At 64.0% G+C, this 16,300-nt stretch carries 19 protein-coding genes; 10 read left to right on the forward strand and 9 right to left on the reverse strand.

What is annotated here, in order from left to right:
* Positions 1 to 105: 105 nt before the first annotated feature.
* Positions 106 to 1,491 (reverse strand): NorM family multidrug efflux MATE transporter, encoded by a 1,386-nt coding sequence (locus TMS3_RS03990; protein ID WP_025163959.1) that lies wholly within the window; start codon positions 1,489 to 1,491, stop codon positions 106 to 108.
* Between the two features lie 138 nt (positions 1,492 to 1,629).
* On the opposite strand from TMS3_RS03990, the gene TMS3_RS03995 reads away from it, so the two are divergent.
* On the forward strand, positions 1,630 to 2,550 hold the full coding sequence (locus tag TMS3_RS03995; protein ID WP_025163960.1) for a LysR substrate-binding domain-containing protein: 921 nt from the start codon (positions 1,630 to 1,632) through the stop codon (positions 2,548 to 2,550).
* 10 nt (positions 2,551 to 2,560) lie between these two features.
* Here TMS3_RS03995 and TMS3_RS04000 read toward each other — a convergent pair whose 3' ends face one another.
* The gene (locus tag TMS3_RS04000; RefSeq protein WP_025163961.1) at positions 2,561 to 4,057 is read right to left on the reverse strand and encodes a YifB family Mg chelatase-like AAA ATPase; all 1,497 of its coding nucleotides are present in this window, start codon (positions 4,055 to 4,057) and stop codon (positions 2,561 to 2,563) included.
* Between the two features lie 34 nt (positions 4,058 to 4,091).
* Positions 4,092 to 4,364, reverse strand: a complete 273-nt coding sequence (locus tag TMS3_RS04005; RefSeq protein ID WP_025163962.1) for an accessory factor UbiK family protein — start codon at positions 4,362 to 4,364, stop codon at positions 4,092 to 4,094.
* Positions 4,365 to 4,774: 410 nt separating this feature from the next.
* On the opposite strand from TMS3_RS04005, the gene glnK reads away from it, so the two are divergent.
* From glnK to sutA, 4 genes are all read left to right on the forward strand, one after another.
* Positions 4,775 to 5,113, forward strand: a complete 339-nt coding sequence (gene glnK / locus TMS3_RS04010) for a P-II family nitrogen regulator (protein WP_003096476.1) — start codon at positions 4,775 to 4,777, stop codon at positions 5,111 to 5,113.
* A 37-nt stretch (positions 5,114 to 5,150) separates the two neighbouring features.
* A complete protein-coding gene (locus TMS3_RS04015; RefSeq protein ID WP_025163963.1) occupies positions 5,151 to 6,464 on the forward strand; it encodes an ammonium transporter in 1,314 nt (437 codons plus the stop codon).
* A gap of 79 nt (positions 6,465 to 6,543) precedes the next feature.
* The gene (locus TMS3_RS04020) at positions 6,544 to 7,794 is read left to right on the forward strand and encodes an ammonium transporter (RefSeq protein ID WP_025163964.1); all 1,251 of its coding nucleotides are present in this window, start codon (positions 6,544 to 6,546) and stop codon (positions 7,792 to 7,794) included.
* Between the two features lie 235 nt (positions 7,795 to 8,029).
* Complete coding sequence (gene sutA, locus TMS3_RS04025; RefSeq protein WP_025163965.1) at positions 8,030 to 8,365, forward strand: transcriptional regulator SutA; 336 nt, start codon at positions 8,030 to 8,032, stop codon at positions 8,363 to 8,365.
* Between the two features lie 79 nt (positions 8,366 to 8,444).
* On the opposite strand, the gene TMS3_RS04030 is transcribed toward sutA, so the two are convergent.
* The 6 genes from TMS3_RS04030 to lptM form a co-directional block, all read right to left on the reverse strand.
* Positions 8,445 to 9,140, reverse strand: coding sequence for an HAD family hydrolase (locus tag TMS3_RS04030; protein ID WP_025163966.1), 696 nt, complete (start codon positions 9,138 to 9,140; stop codon positions 8,445 to 8,447).
* On the reverse strand, positions 9,137 to 10,033 hold the full coding sequence (gene xerC / locus TMS3_RS04035; RefSeq protein WP_025163967.1) for a tyrosine recombinase XerC: 897 nt from the start codon (positions 10,031 to 10,033) through the stop codon (positions 9,137 to 9,139). Before xerC ends, TMS3_RS04030 begins: the two co-directional genes overlap by 4 nt.
* A 122-nt stretch (positions 10,034 to 10,155) precedes the next feature.
* Positions 10,156 to 10,854, reverse strand: coding sequence for a DUF484 family protein (locus tag TMS3_RS04040; RefSeq protein WP_025163968.1), 699 nt, complete (start codon positions 10,852 to 10,854; stop codon positions 10,156 to 10,158).
* On the reverse strand, positions 10,851 to 11,681 hold the full coding sequence (gene dapF / locus TMS3_RS04045; RefSeq protein ID WP_025163969.1) for a diaminopimelate epimerase: 831 nt from the start codon (positions 11,679 to 11,681) through the stop codon (positions 10,851 to 10,853). Before dapF ends, TMS3_RS04040 begins: the two co-directional genes overlap by 4 nt.
* A 5-nt stretch (positions 11,682 to 11,686) precedes the next feature.
* Complete coding sequence (gene lysA, locus TMS3_RS04050; protein ID WP_025163970.1) at positions 11,687 to 12,934, reverse strand: diaminopimelate decarboxylase; 1,248 nt, start codon at positions 12,932 to 12,934, stop codon at positions 11,687 to 11,689.
* A gap of 9 nt (positions 12,935 to 12,943) precedes the next feature.
* A complete protein-coding gene (gene lptM, locus TMS3_RS24485; RefSeq protein WP_083491696.1) occupies positions 12,944 to 13,066 on the reverse strand; it encodes an LPS translocon maturation chaperone LptM in 123 nt (40 codons plus the stop codon).
* Between the two features lie 137 nt (positions 13,067 to 13,203).
* On the opposite strand from lptM, the gene TMS3_RS04055 reads away from it, so the two are divergent.
* From TMS3_RS04055 to TMS3_RS04075, 5 genes are all read left to right on the forward strand, one after another.
* Positions 13,204 to 14,244: an AraC family transcriptional regulator gene (locus TMS3_RS04055; protein ID WP_025163971.1), complete on the forward strand. Its 1,041-nt coding sequence runs from the start codon at positions 13,204 to 13,206 to the stop codon at positions 14,242 to 14,244.
* Positions 14,245 to 14,273: 29 nt separating this feature from the next.
* Positions 14,274 to 14,606, forward strand: coding sequence for an iron donor protein CyaY (gene cyaY, locus TMS3_RS04060; protein ID WP_025163972.1), 333 nt, complete (start codon positions 14,274 to 14,276; stop codon positions 14,604 to 14,606).
* Positions 14,491 to 14,799, forward strand: a complete 309-nt coding sequence (locus TMS3_RS04065; protein WP_152985471.1) for a DUF1289 domain-containing protein — start codon at positions 14,491 to 14,493, stop codon at positions 14,797 to 14,799. Before cyaY ends, TMS3_RS04065 begins: the two co-directional genes overlap by 116 nt.
* A gap of 117 nt (positions 14,800 to 14,916) precedes the next feature.
* Positions 14,917 to 15,324, forward strand: a complete 408-nt coding sequence (rnk, locus tag TMS3_RS04070) for a nucleoside diphosphate kinase regulator (RefSeq protein WP_025163974.1) — start codon at positions 14,917 to 14,919, stop codon at positions 15,322 to 15,324.
* A gap of 73 nt (positions 15,325 to 15,397) precedes the next feature.
* Entirely contained in the window at positions 15,398 to 16,195 is a 798-nt protein-coding gene (locus tag TMS3_RS04075; protein WP_025163975.1) for a lipase family protein, read from the forward strand.
* Positions 16,196 to 16,300 lie beyond the last annotated feature (105 nt).

Here is a 16,300-nt window from a genome sequence, read left to right on the forward strand (position 1 = left end):
CACCGTAACCAGTATTCGCGTCAGACGGCGCTGGCGCTGTGCTGGGTTACGCGGCATTCGCAATGCCTCTGGTCCACGCTTCAGGGAATGGGCCGCTAACCCAGGCTACGTCAGGCAGGCCTGCTCCTGCGGCTGCGGCGTGTGTAGCAGGCGTGCGCTCTTCCATTCGAAGCACAGGGTTAGGCCGATGGCCGCGCAGGCCAGGCCGCCAGCCAGGCCCCACCACACGCCTGTGGCTCCCCAGCCCAGCGGGAAGGCCAGCACCCAGGCCAGCGGCGCACCGATCGTCCAGTAGCAGCCGAGGCCGACGTAGAAGGTGGTCTTGGCGTCCTTCAGGCCACGAATCGCGCCCATGGCGATGGTCTGGATGCCGTCGAAGAGTTCGAACCAGGCGGCAATCGCCAACAGGCTGACGGCCAGGGCGACGACCTCGCGATAAGCCGGGTCGAAACGGTCGAGAAACAGCCCGACCACCCACTCTGGCAGTAGCCAGAACAGCGTGGCGAAGCCGAGCATGCAGGCGGCGCCCATGCCGATGCCCAGGCGCCCGGCGCGGCGCGCTTCGAGCAGGCGTCCGGCGCCGAAGTGCTGACCGATGCGAAAGGTCACCGCGTAGGACATGCCCACCGGCACCATAAAGGCCACGTATACCGACTGGATGGCGATCTGATGCGCCGCCAGCTGGGTGCTGCCGAGCGCTCCCATGCTCAGGGCGGCGAAGGCGAACAGGCCGGATTCCACCGCATAGGTGCCGCCAATCGGGAGGCCCAGGCGCAGCAACTCGTTCAGCTCGGCCCAGGCCGGGCGCAGCAGGCCGCGTTGCAACGGGTAGGCGGCGTAACTGGGGTGGCGCATGACATGCCAGGCCAGCAGCAGGGCCATCGCGTTCATCACCAGGGCGGTGACCAGACCGATCCCGGCCAGACCTAGCGCCGGCAGGCCGAACCAGCCTTTGATCAGCGCATAGTTGAGAACGAAATTGGCCAGCGCCCCGCCGATGCTGATGGCCATCACCGGGCCGGGCCGGCCGATCGCACTGGTGAAACCGCGCAATGCCATGAAACTCATGTAGCCGGGCAGGGCAAACAGCAGGGTGGAGAGAAATGGCATGGCGCGTTCGACGTTCGCCGGGCTCTGGCCAAGCTGCTTCAATGCCGGCTCCAGGTTCCACAGGATCAGGCCGGCGCTCAGGGCCAGGCCCCAGCCCAGCCAGAGGCCGTTCTGGGTCAGGCGGGTAACCCCGGCGCTATCGCCAGCGCCGTGCCGAATCGCCACCAGATTGCCGACCGCGGCGATGACCCCGACGCAGAAGATCGAGACGAAGGAGTAGCTCGCCGCGCCCAGTCCGCCGCCGGCCAGTTCCTCGGGGCCGAGCAGGCCCATCATCACGGTGTCGGTGAAGACCATGAGCACGTGCGCCAGTTGAGCGGCGATCAGCGGGCCGGCCAGACGCAGGATGGCGTTGAATTCGTCGCGAAGGGTAGCGTTCATGATGAGTCTGACTCAGTTATGCGGCATGCCTGATGTTTTTCATGGCATGGAAGTAGCGCTATTGTTCGGAGTTCGTGGGCTCCGCACAAAGGGAAAAAAACGATGCCAAGCGTGATTAATACTCATGGATAAAGCTCAATGAACCGCCAGTTGCCACCGCTCTATGCCCTGCGCGCCTTCGAAGCCGCCGCGCGGCATTGTTCGTTCACCCGCGCGGCAGACGAGTTGTCGATCACCCAGAGCGCTGTAAGCCGGCATGTGCGTACTCTGGAGGAGCACTTCGCCTGTCGCCTGTTCGAGCGGCGCGGGCGTACCCTGCAGCTGACCGAGTCCGCGCGCATGCTGCTGCCCGGCTTGCGCGATGGCTTCGATGCCTTGGCGCGCGCCTGCGGCAGCTTGCAGGCCGAGGATGCGACGCTACGGCTGAAGGCGCCTTCGACCCTGACCATGCGTTGGCTATTGGCGCGGCTGTCGCGCTTTCGCCTGCAATACAGCGACATCGAAGTGCAACTGACCAGTGCCTGGATGGACGTGGACAAGGTGGACTTTCTGCATGAGCCATTCGATTGTGCGGTGTTGCTCGGCAGCGGCGATTTCCCCGAAGACTGGGAGAGTGTCGAACTGTTTGGCGAATGGCTGATTCCGGTCTGCGCGCCCGAGGCGGTCGACGCTGGGCCGTGGGATGTGCCGCGGCTGCAGGGCGCAGAATTGCTGCATCCGACCCCGGATCGGCGCGATTGGCGGCAGTGGCTGCAGGCCATGGATCTGCTTGAGCAGGTGCCGCTCAAGGGCGGTCAGGTGTTCGACACCCTGGAGTTGGGCATGATCGCCGCCGCGCGCGGTTACGGCGTGTCGATCGGCGATCTGGTGATGGTCGCCGAGGATGTCGAGCAGGGTCGCCTTGGTCTGCCCTGGCCCACGGCCGTGCCCAGCGGCAGCAGCTATTATCTGGTCTGGCCCAAGGCGCGGCGTGGTCAGGAGCGCTTTCGGCGGTTGCGCGATTTCCTGTTGGCGGAAGTGGCGGCGATGCGCTTGCCGCACGTCGCGCGCATCGCTTGAACGGGATGTCTCAGCCGTGCGGGCTGCCGCGATATTGCAGGGCCTCGGCCAGGTGGTGGCGCGCGATCATTTCGACCTGCTCCAGGTCGGCCAGGGTGCGCGCCACCTTGAGCACTCGGTGCGCCGCGCGCAGGGACAGGCCGAGGCGTTCGCAGGCGCTCTCCAGCCAGCTTTGATCGACGCTGATCAAGGCGCAATGTTGGCGCAGGCCGGGCAGGTCGAGGAAGGCATTGGCCACGCCTTGGCGCTGCAGTTGCCGCTGTCGGGCACGGGCGACCAGGGCAGCGCTGCTTGCCGTGTCGGCGCCATGCTCGGGGGACACATGCAGGGCGGTGGTTTCGCGCGCCACGCTGATGTGCAGATCGATACGGTCGAGCAGCGGCCCAGAGAGCTTGCCGCGGTAACGCGCGATCTGTTCCGGGCTGCAGCGGCAACGACCGCTGGGGTCGCCGAGAAAACCACAGGGACAGGGATTCATTGCCGCGACCAGCTGAAAGCGCGCGGGGAAACGCACCTTGTCGCGGGCCCGGGCGATGACAATCTGTCCGCTCTCCAGCGGCTCGCGCAGCACCTCCAGTACCTTGCGGTCGAACTCGGGAAGCTCATCGAGGAACAAGACGCCCTGGTGGGCCAGGGTAATCTCGCCGGGCTGGGGCCGACTGCCGCCGCCGACCAGTGCCGGAGCGGAGGCACTGTGATGCGGATTCCTGAACGGGCGCTGCGGCCAGGCTTCCAGCGGTGCATGGCTGACGACCGACTGAATGGCGGCGACCTGCAGGGCTTCCTGCTCGTCCAGCGGTGGCAGCAAGCCGGGCAGGCGGCTGGCCAGCAGGGTCTTGCCGGTGCCTGGGGGGCCGGTAAACAACAGGTTGTGCGAGCCTGCCGCCGCGACCAGCAGGGCGCGTTTGGCGGCGGTTTGCCCCTGTACTTCGGCGAGGTCCGGGTAGGGCAGGCTTTGGCGCAGCAGTCCCTGGGCCTGGTAAGGCGCGATGGGCGTCTGACCGGTGAAGTGCGCGGCCAACTCCAGCAAATGCTCCACGGCGATCACGCACAGTCCGGAGGCCAGGCTGGCCTCCTCGGCGTTGGCTTTCGGTACCACCAGGCTGCGTCCGGCGGCGCGCGCCGCCAGGGCCGCGGGCAACACGCCCTGCACCGGGCGTACGGCGCCGGACAGGGCCAGCTCACCGAGGCACTCGACCTGTTCCAGGGCGGTGGCCGGTATCTGGCCACTGGCGGCGAGGATGCCCAGGGCGATGGCCAGGTCGAAGCGCCCGCCATCTTTCGGCAAGTCGGCCGGTGCCAGGTTCAGGGTGATGCGTCGCGGGGGGAAGTCGAAGGCGCAATTGAGGATGGCGCTGCGCACCCGGTCCTTGCTTTCCTTGACCGCCGTTTCTGGAAGGCCGACCAGGGCCAGTGACGGCAGGCCGTTGGCCAGGTGCGCCTCGACGGTGACGGCGGGCGCTTCGACGCCGACTTGGGCGCGGCTGTGGACTATGGCCAGGGACATCGATCACTCCTTGATCGTCTGCCGGCCGAGTAGATTACTCGGTGGGCGGCGCGGGCTCGGTTACGACGCGGGCTTCCAGTTCGCTGACCTTGGCTTCCAGTGCCTCCAGGCGCGCACGGGTGCGGGCCAGCACGATCATCTGGCTGTCGAATTCTTCCCGGCTGACCAGGTCGAGTTTACTGAAGCCGCTCTGCAACAAGGCTTTGAACTGGGCTTCGAACTCGCTGCGGGGCAGCGGCGTACTGCCGTCGAACAGGCGTGAGGCGTGGGCGCTGAGGGCATCGAGCAGGGCTTTGGGCGGCAACATGGCAGGGTTCCAGAGGCAGACGGACGGCAGTGTAGCACGCGGTCCAAGCTTGGGCGGGGACGCCCAGCGCTGCACAATTATCGCGCACCCAGTGTGGGGCGGTCGCACTATTGTCGTGCATTGATCACCCGGTAAATTCGAGACTAGCGCCGTGTTTAGGCAGTAACTATCTGAAAAAATGTGTTTTTTGTGTAACTGGCAAGCTTTCTGCTTAATCGTCCATGAAGCACGCACCGATGCAGTTCCGGTGCATGAGGCGAATCGCAGAAGTGCTTCGCCGGGAACGGTTGGTGGATAGGGATCGCCCACGCTCGGGCAGCCGATGCATTACAAAAGCCAGACACTGCGCTTAGACTTGAGCCGGGTTCGTAATTCCTGGGGCAAGTCCACCTTACACGGGAGAAAGTTACATGAAGCTAGTCACTGCCATCATCAAGCCGTTCAAGCTGGACGACGTCCGTGAGTCACTGTCGGAGATCGGCGTGCAGGGCATTACCGTCACCGAGGTCAAAGGCTTCGGTCGGCAAAAGGGTCACACCGAGTTGTACCGCGGTGCCGAGTATGTAGTCGATTTCTTGCCGAAGGTGAAGATCGACGTCGCCATCGCCGATGATCAACTGGATCGAGTGATCGAGGCCATCACCAAGGCGGCCAACACCGGCAAGATCGGTGACGGCAAAATCTTCGTCGTCAATCTGGAGCAGGCGATCCGCATCCGTACCGGCGAAACCGATACCGACGCGATCTAAACCTCCGAACGAACCCCCACGCCCCAGGAGTTAAACCATGACTCTGCGAAAAATCGCAGGGCTAGGCGCCCTATTGTCTCTCGTTCCTGGCCTGGCCATGGCCGAGGATGCGAGCCTCAACGGTGGCGACACAGCCTGGATGCTGGTTGCGACCGTGCTTGTGCTATTCATGACGATTCCAGGCCTGGCCTTGTTCTACGCCGGTATGGTGCGTTCGAAGAACGTCCTCTCGGTGCTGATGCAGTGTTTTGCCGTGACCGGTCTGGTCAGCATTCTGTGGGTTGTCTACGGCTACAGCCTGGCGTTTGACACCACCGGCATGGAGCAGGGAGTGCTGAACTTCAACTCCTTGGTCGGCGGCCTGTCGAAGGCCTTCCTCAGTGGCTTGACCACCGACAGCCTGGTCGCGGCGATTCCGGAGAGTGTGTTCATCACCTTCCAGATGACCTTCGCTATCATCACCCCTGCCTTGATCGTCGGCGCCTTCGCCGAGCGCATGAAGTTCTCGGCCATGCTGATCTTCATGGCAGTGTGGTTCACCCTGGTCTATGCGCCGATCGCGCACATGGTCTGGAGCGGTGACGGCGCGCTGCTGTGGGATTGGGGGGTGCTCGATTTCGCCGGCGGCACTGTGGTGCACATCAACGCTGGTATCGCCGGTCTGGTGGCCTGCCTGGTACTGGGCAAGCGAAAGGGTTTCCCGACTACCGCCATGCCGCCGCACAACCTGGGTTACACCCTGATTGGCGCGAGCATGCTCTGGGTTGGCTGGTTCGGCTTCAACGCCGGCTCCGCCGTGGCTGCCAACGGTACCGCGGGCATGGCCATGCTGGTCACCCAGATAGCCACGGCCACCGCCGCGCTGGGCTGGATGTTCGCCGAGTGGATCACCCACCGCAAACCAAGCGTGCTGGGCATCGCCTCCGGCGCCGTAGCGGGCTTGGTGGCGATCACCCCGGCCTCGGGTACGGCAGGCCCGATGGGGGCCTTGGCGATTGGTCTGGCGGCAGGGGTGATCTGCTTCTTCTGCGCCACCAGCCTGAAACGCAAACTGGGTTATGACGACTCGCTGGACGTGTTCGGCGTACATGCCATGGGTGGCATCGTCGGCGCCATCCTCACAGGTGCCTTCGCCGCACCGAGTCTGGGTGGTTTCGGCACAGTCGAGGATATTCCCGCGCAGTTGTGGATACAGATCGAAGGTGTGGTCTTTACGGTGGCCTACACAGCTATCGTGACTTTCGTGATTCTCAAGGTGATCGACCTAGTGATGGGCCTACGGGTCAGCGAAGAGGAAGAGACAGTCGGTCTCGACCTCGCCCTGCACAACGAGCGCGGCTACAACTTGTAAGCACACGGAGCGCGCCCGGAGCCAACCCGGGCGTCTTAACCGAACAGCGCTATAAAAGCGCGACGGCAAGAGGTGAACCATGGACAACACAGCATTGACTGCACTGCAGTACGGTTTTGATACTTTCTACTTTCTGGTCTGCGGCGCCCTGGTGATGTGGATGGCGGCCGGTTTCGCCATGCTCGAAGCGGGCTTGGTACGGGCTAAGAACACTACCGAAATCCTCACCAAGAACATCGCCCTGTACGCAGTGGCCAGCGTGATGTACCTGGTGATCGGCTATCACATCATGTACTCCAGTCCCGAAGGTGGCATCCTGCCGAGTCTGGGCTTTCTGCTTGGCGCCGAGAACAGCGTCGACTCCGTCCTTGCCGGTGGCGATGACGCGCCTTACTACTCGGCACGTTCCGATTTCTTCTTCCAGGTGGTGTTCGCCGCGACCTGTATGTCGATCGTCTCCGGTGCGGTGGCCGAGCGCATGAAGCTGTGGGCCTTCCTCGCCTTCGCCGTGGTCATGACCGGTTTCATCTACCCGGTGCAGGGTTTCTGGAAGTGGGGCTCGGGCTTTCTTAACGAAGCCGGCTTCCTCGATTTCGCCGGTTCCGGTGTGGTGCACATGGCCGGGGCAACGGCCGCGCTGGCGGGCGTCCTGCTGTTGGGCGCGCGTAAAGGCAAGTACGGTGCGAACGGTCAGGTCAATGCCATTCCTGGCTGCAACATGCCGATGGCGACCCTCGGTGCCTTTATCCTGTGGATGGGCTGGTTCGGCTTCAACGGCGGCTCGCAGCTGAAAATGAGCACCATTGAGGATGCCAACGCAGTGGCCCAGGTGTTCGTCAACACCAACATGGCCGCCGCCGGCGGCCTGATCGCGGCAATGATCGTCGCGCGCATTCTGTTTGGAAAAAGCGACCTGACCATGGCGCTCAACGGTGCCTTGGCCGGTCTGGTGGCGATCACCGCCGAACCGCTGACACCGAGCGCCCTGCAGGCCACCCTGATTGGTGGTGTCGGCGGCGTGCTGGTGGTGTTCTCCATCCTCGGCCTGGACAAACTCAAGCTCGATGATCCAGTCGGTGCCATATCGGTGCACGGTGTGGTCGGCATCTGGGGTCTGCTGGCGGTCTGCCTGACTAACGGCGACGCCAGCCTGGGCGCGCAACTGCTGGGTATTGGTTGCATCTTCGCCTGGGTGTTCGTCGCCAGCCTGATCGTCTGGTCGATCCTCAAGGCGGTGATCGGTCTGCGGGTCAGCGAGGAAGAAGAGTACGAGGGCGTGGACCTCGCCGAGTGTGGAATGGAAGCCTATCCAGAGTTCACCAAATCCTGATCCATTGCAGTTTTAACCTGGGGCGCCTAAGGGCGCCCTTTGTTTTTTCTGGCGGCGCGCTAGAATGCCCGACGATGGACACAGTTCGCTCGACGAAGGGTGTTCGTTCGAGCCTGCGCGCGGCGCGGCTGGCGACTTTGCCAGGCAAAGCCATTGAATTTTTTTACGGTGGGGTGCTAAGCACCGCACAGCTGGGCTATAACTAATCTGCTTTTCGCAAGTCATGAGGTTGAACATGAGCGACGACGAACTGGAACACGACGAGTTGGAAGGGGCTGACGAGGACGACGGCGAGGAGCTGGCGGCAGCCGATAGCGGTGATGGCGACAGCGACGATGAAGATGATGGCGACGTCGTTGCCGGCGCCAAGAGCAAAGGCAAAGGCAAAGCCAAGGCGGTGACGCCCGAAGAGTTGCCGAGCATCGAAGCCAAACAGAAAGAGCGCGATGCGCTGGCCAGTGCCATGGAAGAGTTTCTCGCGCGCGGCGGCAAGGTGCAGGAGGTTGAGCCCAATGTGGTCTCCGACCCACCTAAGAAGCCGGACAGCAAATACGGCAGCCGCCCTATCTGAGGGATGAATGCCCACAAAAAAGCCCGTCAATCGACGGGCTTTTTTGTGGGTGGTAATCGCTGCAGGGTGAGGCGTTGATTCAGGTCCAGTGCAGCAGCAGCTCTGGCAATTCGCCCAGGTTGCCGATCTCGGCGTCCGCCTTGCCTTCACCTTCCCAGATTTTGCCCAGCGGGTTGAACCAGATCGCCCGCAGGCCGGCGGCCTGCGCACCGGCTATGTCGTCGCTAGGATGATCGCCGATGTGTACGGCGTGCTCGGCCGCGATGCCGGCGCGCTTGAGGGCTTCGAGGAAGGGTTTCGGGTCCGGCTTGCCGATCCCCAGTTCCTCCGCGCAGAGGGCGAACTGGAAGTAATCGGCCAGGCCCAGGCGGCGCACGTCGGCATTACCGTTGGTGATGACCCCGAGCTGATAGCGGTTGGCCAAGGTCTCCAGGGTCGGATGGACCTCGGCGAACAGTTCGACCTGATGGCGTGCGGCGAGAAACACCTGGAAACCGCCCTCGGCCAGGAGAGCGGCCTCATCCTGCGGATAACCGGCATCACTCAGGGCATGCAGGAGAATGCGCCGGCGCAACTCGCTCAAGCGATGCTTGAGCATCGGCTCGGCGTGCAACAGGTTGGCGCGAATCGACCACAAATGTTCAACCGGTACGGCGCCCAGGCGCGGGGCGTGCATGGTCAACCAATTGCGCAGCGCCGCTTCGGCGTCCTGCATGACCGGCGAGACATCCCACAGGGTGTCGTCGAGGTCGAAGGTGATCAACTGAACGGTCATTCTGTACTGCCCTTACGTTTGGCCCGTGGGTGGGCACGATCATATACCGTGGCCAGGTGCTGGAAATCCAGGTGGGTATAAATCTGCGTGGTGGCGATGTCGGCATGGCCGAGCAGCTCTTGCACCGCGCGCAGGTCCTGCGAGGACTCCAGCATATGGCTGGCGAACGAATGCCGCAGCATATGCGGGTGCAGGTGTTGGCCGAGCTCGCGCACGCCGGCCTGACGCACGCGCAATTGCACCGCGCGTGGCCCCAGGCGGCGGCCCTTCTGGCTGATGAATACCGCATCATCGGCGGGGTTGGCTAGGGCGCGTAGCGGCAACCAGCTTTCCAGTGCCTGGCGGGCCATGCGCCCGACCGGCAGCTCACGACTCTTGTTGCCCTTGCCGCGCACCCGCACCAGGCCCGCGGGCAGGTCGAGGCCGTCGAGATTTAGCTCGACCAGCTCGGACAGGCGCAGGCCCGAGGAGTAGAACAGTTCGAGTATGGCCTGGTCGCGGAGGGCGATGAAGTCGTCTTCCACCGCACCATCGAGCAGCTGGGCAGTGCGGTCGGCATCCAGGGTTTTCGGCAGCCGGCGCTCGCCTTTCGGCGGAGTCAGGCCGCTGGCTGGATCATGCTGGCTATGACCTTCACGGAGCAGGTAGCGGTACAGACCGCGTATCGCCGAGAGCAAGCGGGCCAGGCTACGACTGGACTGGCCCTGCTGGTGCAGCGTGGCCAGCAGACGGCGCAGCCTGCGAGCGTCCAGGTCGGCCCAGGCGGACAGCTGCTCAGCCTCGCAGAACGTCAGAACCTTGCCGAGATCGCGGCGGTAGCCGTCCAGGGTATGCCGGGAGACTTGGCGCTCGCTGCGCAGGTGTTCGAGGTAGGCATCTAAATCGGTCTGCATGAAGCGCCCTCTGTCTCCACCGTAGGCTGGGTAGAGGCGGTGTTTGCCGAAACCCAGCTGGGTGCGCGTATCGCCGGGTTTCGCTGCGCTCTACCCAGCCTACCGGCTTCTAGCGCGGGTGTTTAACGCACCGAGCGCAATGGCGGAGAAAAGCCCGGTAGCACGCGGGCCAGGACTTCGGCGATATAGCCGAGGAACAGGGTGCCGAGGGAGCTTTTGTAGTGTTGCGGATCGGCACTGCCGATCGCCAGTACACCGTGCAAGCCCTGGTGCGACAGGGCCACCACGGCGGCCGAGCCAATCTGCTCGGCCGCGCTGTCGCCGAACAGGAACACCAGCTCATGCTTGCGCAGCACTCCGCAAATGGTCTTGCCGCCGACCAGCAGGCCGCCGATGGCCTGATGCGCTTCGGCACCGCTGACCGAGCGCCCGACCGGCAGCTGCGCCTCGCTGAACAGAATCAGGCTGACGAAGGGCACCTGGAATTCGCGGCGCAGGCTGTCTTCCACGGCACTGACCACTTCCTCCAGGCTGGCGGCATCGAGCAGGTCGAGGATCAGGCGACGAGTCTTGTCGAACAACCGGTCGTTGTCGCGCGCCACGTCCATCAGTTGCGACAGGCGGTGGCGCATTTCGATATTGCGTTCACGCAGCAGCTTCACCTGACGTTCGACCAGCGACACGGTGTCGCCGCGCTGGTGTGGGATGCGCAGCTCGGGGATGAGCTCGTCGTGGTCGATGAAGAACTCCGGGTGCAGGCGCAGATAAGCGGCGACCGTCTCCGAGTCGAGGGGCTTGGGCGAATCCTGCTGGTCGGTCATAAGCGAACCTGTCCTTCGTATACGCGCATCGCGGGCCCGGTCATCATAACGGGCTGACCGGGACCTGCCCACTCGATGCTCAGCTTGCCGCCGGGCAGCTCGAGCTGCACTGGCGAATCCATCCAGCCCTGGCGTATCGCCGCCACGGCTGCCGCGCAGGCTCCGGTGCCACAGGCCTGGGTTTCGCCGGCACCGCGCTCCCAGACGCGCAGCCGGGCGCGCTGGCGATCGATCACCTGGAGGAAGCCGACATTGACCCGTTGCGGAAAGCGCGGGTGGTGTTCCAGCTTGGCGCCCAGGCTATGCACCGGCGCATCGTCGACGCTGTCGACGCGCAGCACCGCATGCGGGTTGCCCATGGAGACGGCGGCCAGCTCGACCGCCTGGCCCTCGACCTCGACGCAATAACTCAATGCTTGCTGATCGGCCTGGAAGGGGATCTGCGCAGGCTCCAGGCGCGGCGGGCCCATGTCCACGCTGATCTGGCCGTCGGCGCGCACGTTCAGCTCGATGATGCCGCCCTTGGTTTCGACGCGAATCTGCTTCTTAACCGTCAGGCGCTTGTCCAGCACGAAGCGGGCGAAGCAGCGCGCGCCGTTGCCGCATTGCTCCACTTCCGAGCCGTCGGCGTTGAAGATGCGGTAACGGAAGTCAACGTCCGGGTTGCTCGGCGGCTCGACCAGCAGCAGTTGGTCGAAGCCGACACCGGTGTGGCGATCGCCCCACTGCTTGGCATTCTTCGGCTGGATGTGCGCGTGCTGGCTGACCAGGTCGAGGACCATGAAGTCATTGCCGAGACCGTGCATCTTGGTAAAGCGCAATAACATCCCGGTCACTCCGGCAGGCGGCTTTCGCCCGCGAAGAGTTCGTCGAGGGTTTCGCGGCGGCGGACTTCCAGCGCCTGTTCGCCGTCCACCATCACCTCGGCGGCGCGGCCGCGGGTGTTGTAGTTGGAGCTCATGACGAAACCGTAGGCACCGGCCGAGCACACGGCCAGCAGGTCGCCTTCTTCCAGGGCCAGTTGACGCTCCTTGGCCAGGAAGTCGCCGGTCTCGCAGATCGGCCCGACGATGTCGTACTCGCGGGTGACGCCTTCGCGTGGGCGCACCGGCACCACGTCCATCCAGGCCTGATACAGCGCTGGGCGGATCAGGTCGTTCATCGCCGCATCGACGATGGCGAAATCTTTGTGCTCGGTGTGCTTGAGATATTCGACCTGGGTCAGCAGCACGCCGGCGTTGGCGACGATCGAGCGGCCCGGCTCGAACACCAGGGCCAGGTCACGGCCGTCGAGGCGTTCGCGCACGGCCTTGATGTAGTCACCAGCCAACGGCGGTTGCTCGTCGCGGTATTGCACGCCGAGGCCGCCACCGAGGTCGATGTGGCGCAGGTAGATGCCGCAGTCGCCGAGGCGGTCGATCAGGGCCAGCAAGCGCTCCAGGGCATCGAGGAAGGGCGGCAGGCTGGTCAGTTGCGAGCCGATATGGCAGTCGACACCGACCACTTCCAGGTTCGGCAGCTGCGCGGCGCGGATGTACACGTCCTCGGCATCGCTGATGGCGATGCCGAACTTGTTTTCTTTCAGGCCGGTGGAGATGTACGGATGGGTGCCGGCATCGACGTCCGGGTTGACCCGCAGCGAGATCGGTGCGCGCACGCCCAGCTCGGCGGCCACCACTTGCAGGCGCTCGAGCTCATCGGTGGACTCGACGTTGAAGCAGTGCACACCGATTTCCAAGGCACGGCGCATGTCGTCGCGGCTCTTGCCGACACCGGAAAAGACGATCTTGTCGGGCTCGCCACCAGCGGCCAGGACACGCTCCAGTTCGCCGCGCGAGACGATGTCGAAGCCGGCGCCGAGGCGCGCCAGAGCGTTCAGCACGCCCAGATTGGAGTTGGCTTTGACGGCAAAACAGACCAGGTGCGGCATGCCTTGCAGGGCATCGGCGTAGGCGTGGTACTGCGCTTCGATGTGCGCGCGCGAGTAGACGTAGGTCGGCGTGCCGAAGCGTTGGGCGATGGCGGACAAGGCCACGCCTTCCGCGAACAGCTCGCCGTCGCGGTAGTTGAAGGCGTTCATAACCCGTCCTTATTCGGTTTGGCTGGAAGCGGGCGTCTCGTCCGGCAGGAACAGCGGACCCTTCTGGCCGCAACCGGTGAGCAAGGCGGAGACCGCGACGAGCGCGATAAGGGCAGTGAGCAGCCGCTGCATGGCGAAATCCTTGTAATAAAGCATGATTGCGCGGGAGTATACCGGCCCCCTGGCCCCTTGCCTATGCGCCGGGGTTCCCGCCCGGCGGGGCTTTGCCCCGCCCTTGGGGCGTTACGGATTAAGCGAATGGAGCCTGGATGGATTACCCCACGCCGCTCACCAGCTCGGTTTCGGTCGCCTACCTGCAAGGTTTGCTGGATTACCTCGAGCGTCGTGGCGTCGAATCCGCCGAGTTGTTGCGGCGGGTGCAGGTGCATCCGCAACTACTTGCACAGCGTGACCAGCGGATTGCCGCCAGCGCCTACCTGGAGCTGCTCGGTCATGGGGTGGAAGTGACGGGTGATGAGCAACTCGGCCTGCATCTGGGAGAGGCGGTACGCCCCGGGTATTACGGGGTGCTCGGCTACCTGGTCATGAGTTGCCCGACCCTGGCCGACGCACTGCATCGTCAAGCGCGCTATGCCAGCCTGGTTGGCAATCTCGGTCGCGTCGACCTGGCCGACGAGCCGCCGCGCGCCGGTGTGGAGGCGCAAGTGGCGCACAGCTGGCAGCCGCTGCTGGGCCAGCAACAGCGTCAGCTCAGTGAAGAAACCCTGGCCGGCTGGTTGACCTTCGGCCATTGGATCAGCGGCCTGGAGATTCCGCCGACCGAGGTGCGCTTCCAGCATCCGGCTCCCCAAGACGTCAGCGAACATCGGCGGATTTTTCGTTGCCCAGTGCTGTTCACCCAAGCCGACAACGCGTTGGTTTTCCCCAAGAGGCTGCTGGCCACCAGGCTCGGTCAAGCCGATGCTCGGGTGCGTTTGATGCTCGATGCTTACGCCGACCGTCTGCTGGGTGAACTCCAGTTAGGCCACAGCGTACTCGACCGTGCACGCTTGGAGCTGGCGCGTCTGCTGCCGGAATCCGGCGCGGATCTCGGCGTACTCGCCGAGCGTTTAGCACTTAGTTCGCGCACCTTGCAGCGGCGTTTGCGTGAAGCCGGGTTATCCTTTAGCCAGCTGCTGGACGAGACACGCCAACAACTGGTGTTGCATTATCTGCGCGATCCGGCGCTGGAGCTGGCGGACATCGCCTTCCTGGTCGGCTTCAGTGAGCCTGGTTCGCTGGCCCGAGCGTTTCGCCGCTGGACCGGGCAGAGTCCAGGCGAATACCGCCGACAGCTTCCCTTTTCTTGAAGTACCCGAATTTTCCGAGGACAGTCGCAATGAGTTTGACCGAAGCCCGCTTTCACGATCTGGTCGATGCCGTACAGCAAGCGGTGGAGGACATCTTCGATGACTGCGACCTGGACCTCGATCTGGAAAACTCCGGTGGCGTGTTGACCGTACGTTTCGAGAACGGCACCCAGCTGATTTTCAGCCGCCAGGCGCCGATCCGGCAGCTGTGGTTGGCGGCGCGCTCTGGCGGTTTCCACTTCGACTATGACCAGGCCAGCGATCGTTGGATCTGCGACAGCAGCGACGAACAGCTCGGCGAAATGCTCGAGCGCATCACTCTGGAGCAGTCGGGGGAAAGCATTGAATTCGACGAGCTTTGAGTCCGCTCCTGCCGCTGCCGACGATACGGTTAATTCGCCGTGCCGACGTCAGTGCTGCCTGGATGATCAGGACATTTGCGTGGGCTGTGGCCGCTTGCTGGAGGAAATCCGCGAATGGGGCAAGGCCGACAGCCCACGCCGTCGTGCCATTTGCGCCAGCGCCCAGGCGCGCTTGCAGCAACGCCAGAGCTGACTGGCTGGTCTTGTTTATTTAAACGGCTGTGATACGGTCAGCTTCACCACCGCAAAACCTCGCCTCCGGGCGGGGTTTTGCTTTTTTCGCGCCCGGCAAGGGAGGCTTGCGTTCGCCATGAGCAGTTCACCGACGATCACCATTACCCGTCTCGACTTGCAGCGGTTGGAAAACCTGCTCGACAGCCAGAAAGACTTCGGCCCGGGCGCCATTGCCCTGCAGGCTGAACTGGATCGCGCCGAAGTCGTCGGCCTGGATGCAGTTCCTGCCGGCTTGGTCACCATGAATTCGCGGGTGCACTGCCGTGAAGAGAGCAGTGGCAAGGACTACCACCTGACCCTGGTCTACCCGAAGGACGCCGGCGGCGAAGGCAAGGTGTCGATCCTGGCGCCGGTCGGCAGCGCGCTGCTCGGGCTGACGGTCGGCCAGCACATCGACTGGCCGGCGCCCGGTGGCAAAGTGCTGAAGCTGACCCTGCTGGCAGTGGAATACCAACCGGAAGCCGCGGGCGAATACAGCCGTTGAATCATGGCTGGCCGCCAGGGTGAGACGCATGGTTTACCCTGAGCAGCAGGCTCGACTCAGCGAGGAGGCGTGAATGTCCAGTCTGCCGCTGTATTTCCCTCAAGGCTTCGCCCTGTCGCGAGCGGTGCTGTGCGCCCAGCTGGTCAGCGCGGCCTACGACCAGTTCAGTCAATGGCAGAGCCAGCAGCGGCCGCGGCGGGTGCAAGATTTCAGCTGGCAACCACCCGCGATGGACGGCTGGCGGTTCTCCGCACCGATCTGGAGCCACTTCAGCGCATTGCACTTTCTCAATGAGTCGGAGCCTTTCGGCTTTGCCGTGTGTGATCCGCAGGGCGAGGCGTATCTGGTGTTTCGTGGGACCGAAACGGCGCAGGACTGGCTGGACGATCTGAATGCCGAGCAAGGCGCTTATCCTTGGCGGGCCGGGGTAGGGCTGGTGCATGATGGCTTTCTCAAGCTCTACGCCTCGTTGCGCGACCTGGCCCTGCAGGCGTTGGACGGCCTGCAGCCGCAGGGCGCGCTATGGGTGTGTGCGCACAGCCTGGGCTGCAGCTTGTCGAGTCTAGCGGTATTGGATCTGCGCGAGCGCTGGCCGGATCTGCCGTTGCAACACTACAACTTCGCCAGCCCGCGCTTGGCCGCGCCCGATTTCGCCGCTCATTACAACGCCTTGCGGATACCGACTTTCCGCGTGGTGAATGACAGCGATCTGGTGCCGCAGGTGCCGCCAGGTGTGACGGGTCACTGCTTCTACCAGCATCTCGGTCAAGCGGTGACCTTCTCCGCCAGTTATGCAGGTTTAGCGGCAGACCACAGCTTGGTCGACTGCTACCTGTACGCCTTGAGCAATCCCCAGGCGCCGATGCGCTAGTCGCCGCCTCCGCAATCACCACTGTACTCGCCGCGCCTGAGTCACCGTGGCAGCCACTGCCGGCGCAGCCCGAGTCACATGAGCATCATGGTTTCGTCGTCCGCG

Origin of the sequence: Pseudomonas taeanensis MS-3, assembly GCF_000498575.2 — a bacterium.
Lineage (GTDB): Bacteria > Pseudomonadota > Gammaproteobacteria > Pseudomonadales > Pseudomonadaceae > Aquipseudomonas > Aquipseudomonas taeanensis.

Coding starts and splice junctions, on each gene's coding strand:
- TMS3_RS03990 (WP_025163959.1), bottom strand. CDS start 1,491: ATGAACGCTACCCTTCGCGACGAATTCAACGCCATCCTGCGTCTGGCC.
- TMS3_RS03995 (WP_025163960.1), top strand. CDS start 1,630: ATGAACCGCCAGTTGCCACCGCTCTATGCCCTGCGCGCCTTCGAAGCC.
- TMS3_RS04000 (WP_025163961.1), bottom strand. CDS start 4,057: ATGTCCCTGGCCATAGTCCACAGCCGCGCCCAAGTCGGCGTCGAAGCG.
- TMS3_RS04005 (WP_025163962.1), bottom strand. CDS start 4,364: ATGTTGCCGCCCAAAGCCCTGCTCGATGCCCTCAGCGCCCACGCCTCA.
- glnK (WP_003096476.1), top strand. CDS start 4,775: ATGAAGCTAGTCACTGCCATCATCAAGCCGTTCAAGCTGGACGACGTC.
- TMS3_RS04015 (WP_025163963.1), top strand. CDS start 5,151: ATGACTCTGCGAAAAATCGCAGGGCTAGGCGCCCTATTGTCTCTCGTT.
- TMS3_RS04020 (WP_025163964.1), top strand. CDS start 6,544: ATGGACAACACAGCATTGACTGCACTGCAGTACGGTTTTGATACTTTC.
- sutA (WP_025163965.1), top strand. CDS start 8,030: ATGAGCGACGACGAACTGGAACACGACGAGTTGGAAGGGGCTGACGAG.
- TMS3_RS04030 (WP_025163966.1), bottom strand. CDS start 9,140: ATGACCGTTCAGTTGATCACCTTCGACCTCGACGACACCCTGTGGGAT.
- xerC (WP_025163967.1), bottom strand. CDS start 10,033: ATGCAGACCGATTTAGATGCCTACCTCGAACACCTGCGCAGCGAGCGC.
- TMS3_RS04040 (WP_025163968.1), bottom strand. CDS start 10,854: ATGACCGACCAGCAGGATTCGCCCAAGCCCCTCGACTCGGAGACGGTC.
- dapF (WP_025163969.1), bottom strand. CDS start 11,681: ATGTTATTGCGCTTTACCAAGATGCACGGTCTCGGCAATGACTTCATG.
- lysA (WP_025163970.1), bottom strand. CDS start 12,934: ATGAACGCCTTCAACTACCGCGACGGCGAGCTGTTCGCGGAAGGCGTG.
- lptM (WP_083491696.1), bottom strand. CDS start 13,066: ATGCAGCGGCTGCTCACTGCCCTTATCGCGCTCGTCGCGGTCTCCGCC.
- TMS3_RS04055 (WP_025163971.1), top strand. CDS start 13,204: ATGGATTACCCCACGCCGCTCACCAGCTCGGTTTCGGTCGCCTACCTG.
- cyaY (WP_025163972.1), top strand. CDS start 14,274: ATGAGTTTGACCGAAGCCCGCTTTCACGATCTGGTCGATGCCGTACAG.
- TMS3_RS04065 (WP_152985471.1), top strand. CDS start 14,491: ATGACCAGGCCAGCGATCGTTGGATCTGCGACAGCAGCGACGAACAGC.
- rnk (WP_025163974.1), top strand. CDS start 14,917: ATGAGCAGTTCACCGACGATCACCATTACCCGTCTCGACTTGCAGCGG.
- TMS3_RS04075 (WP_025163975.1), top strand. CDS start 15,398: ATGTCCAGTCTGCCGCTGTATTTCCCTCAAGGCTTCGCCCTGTCGCGA.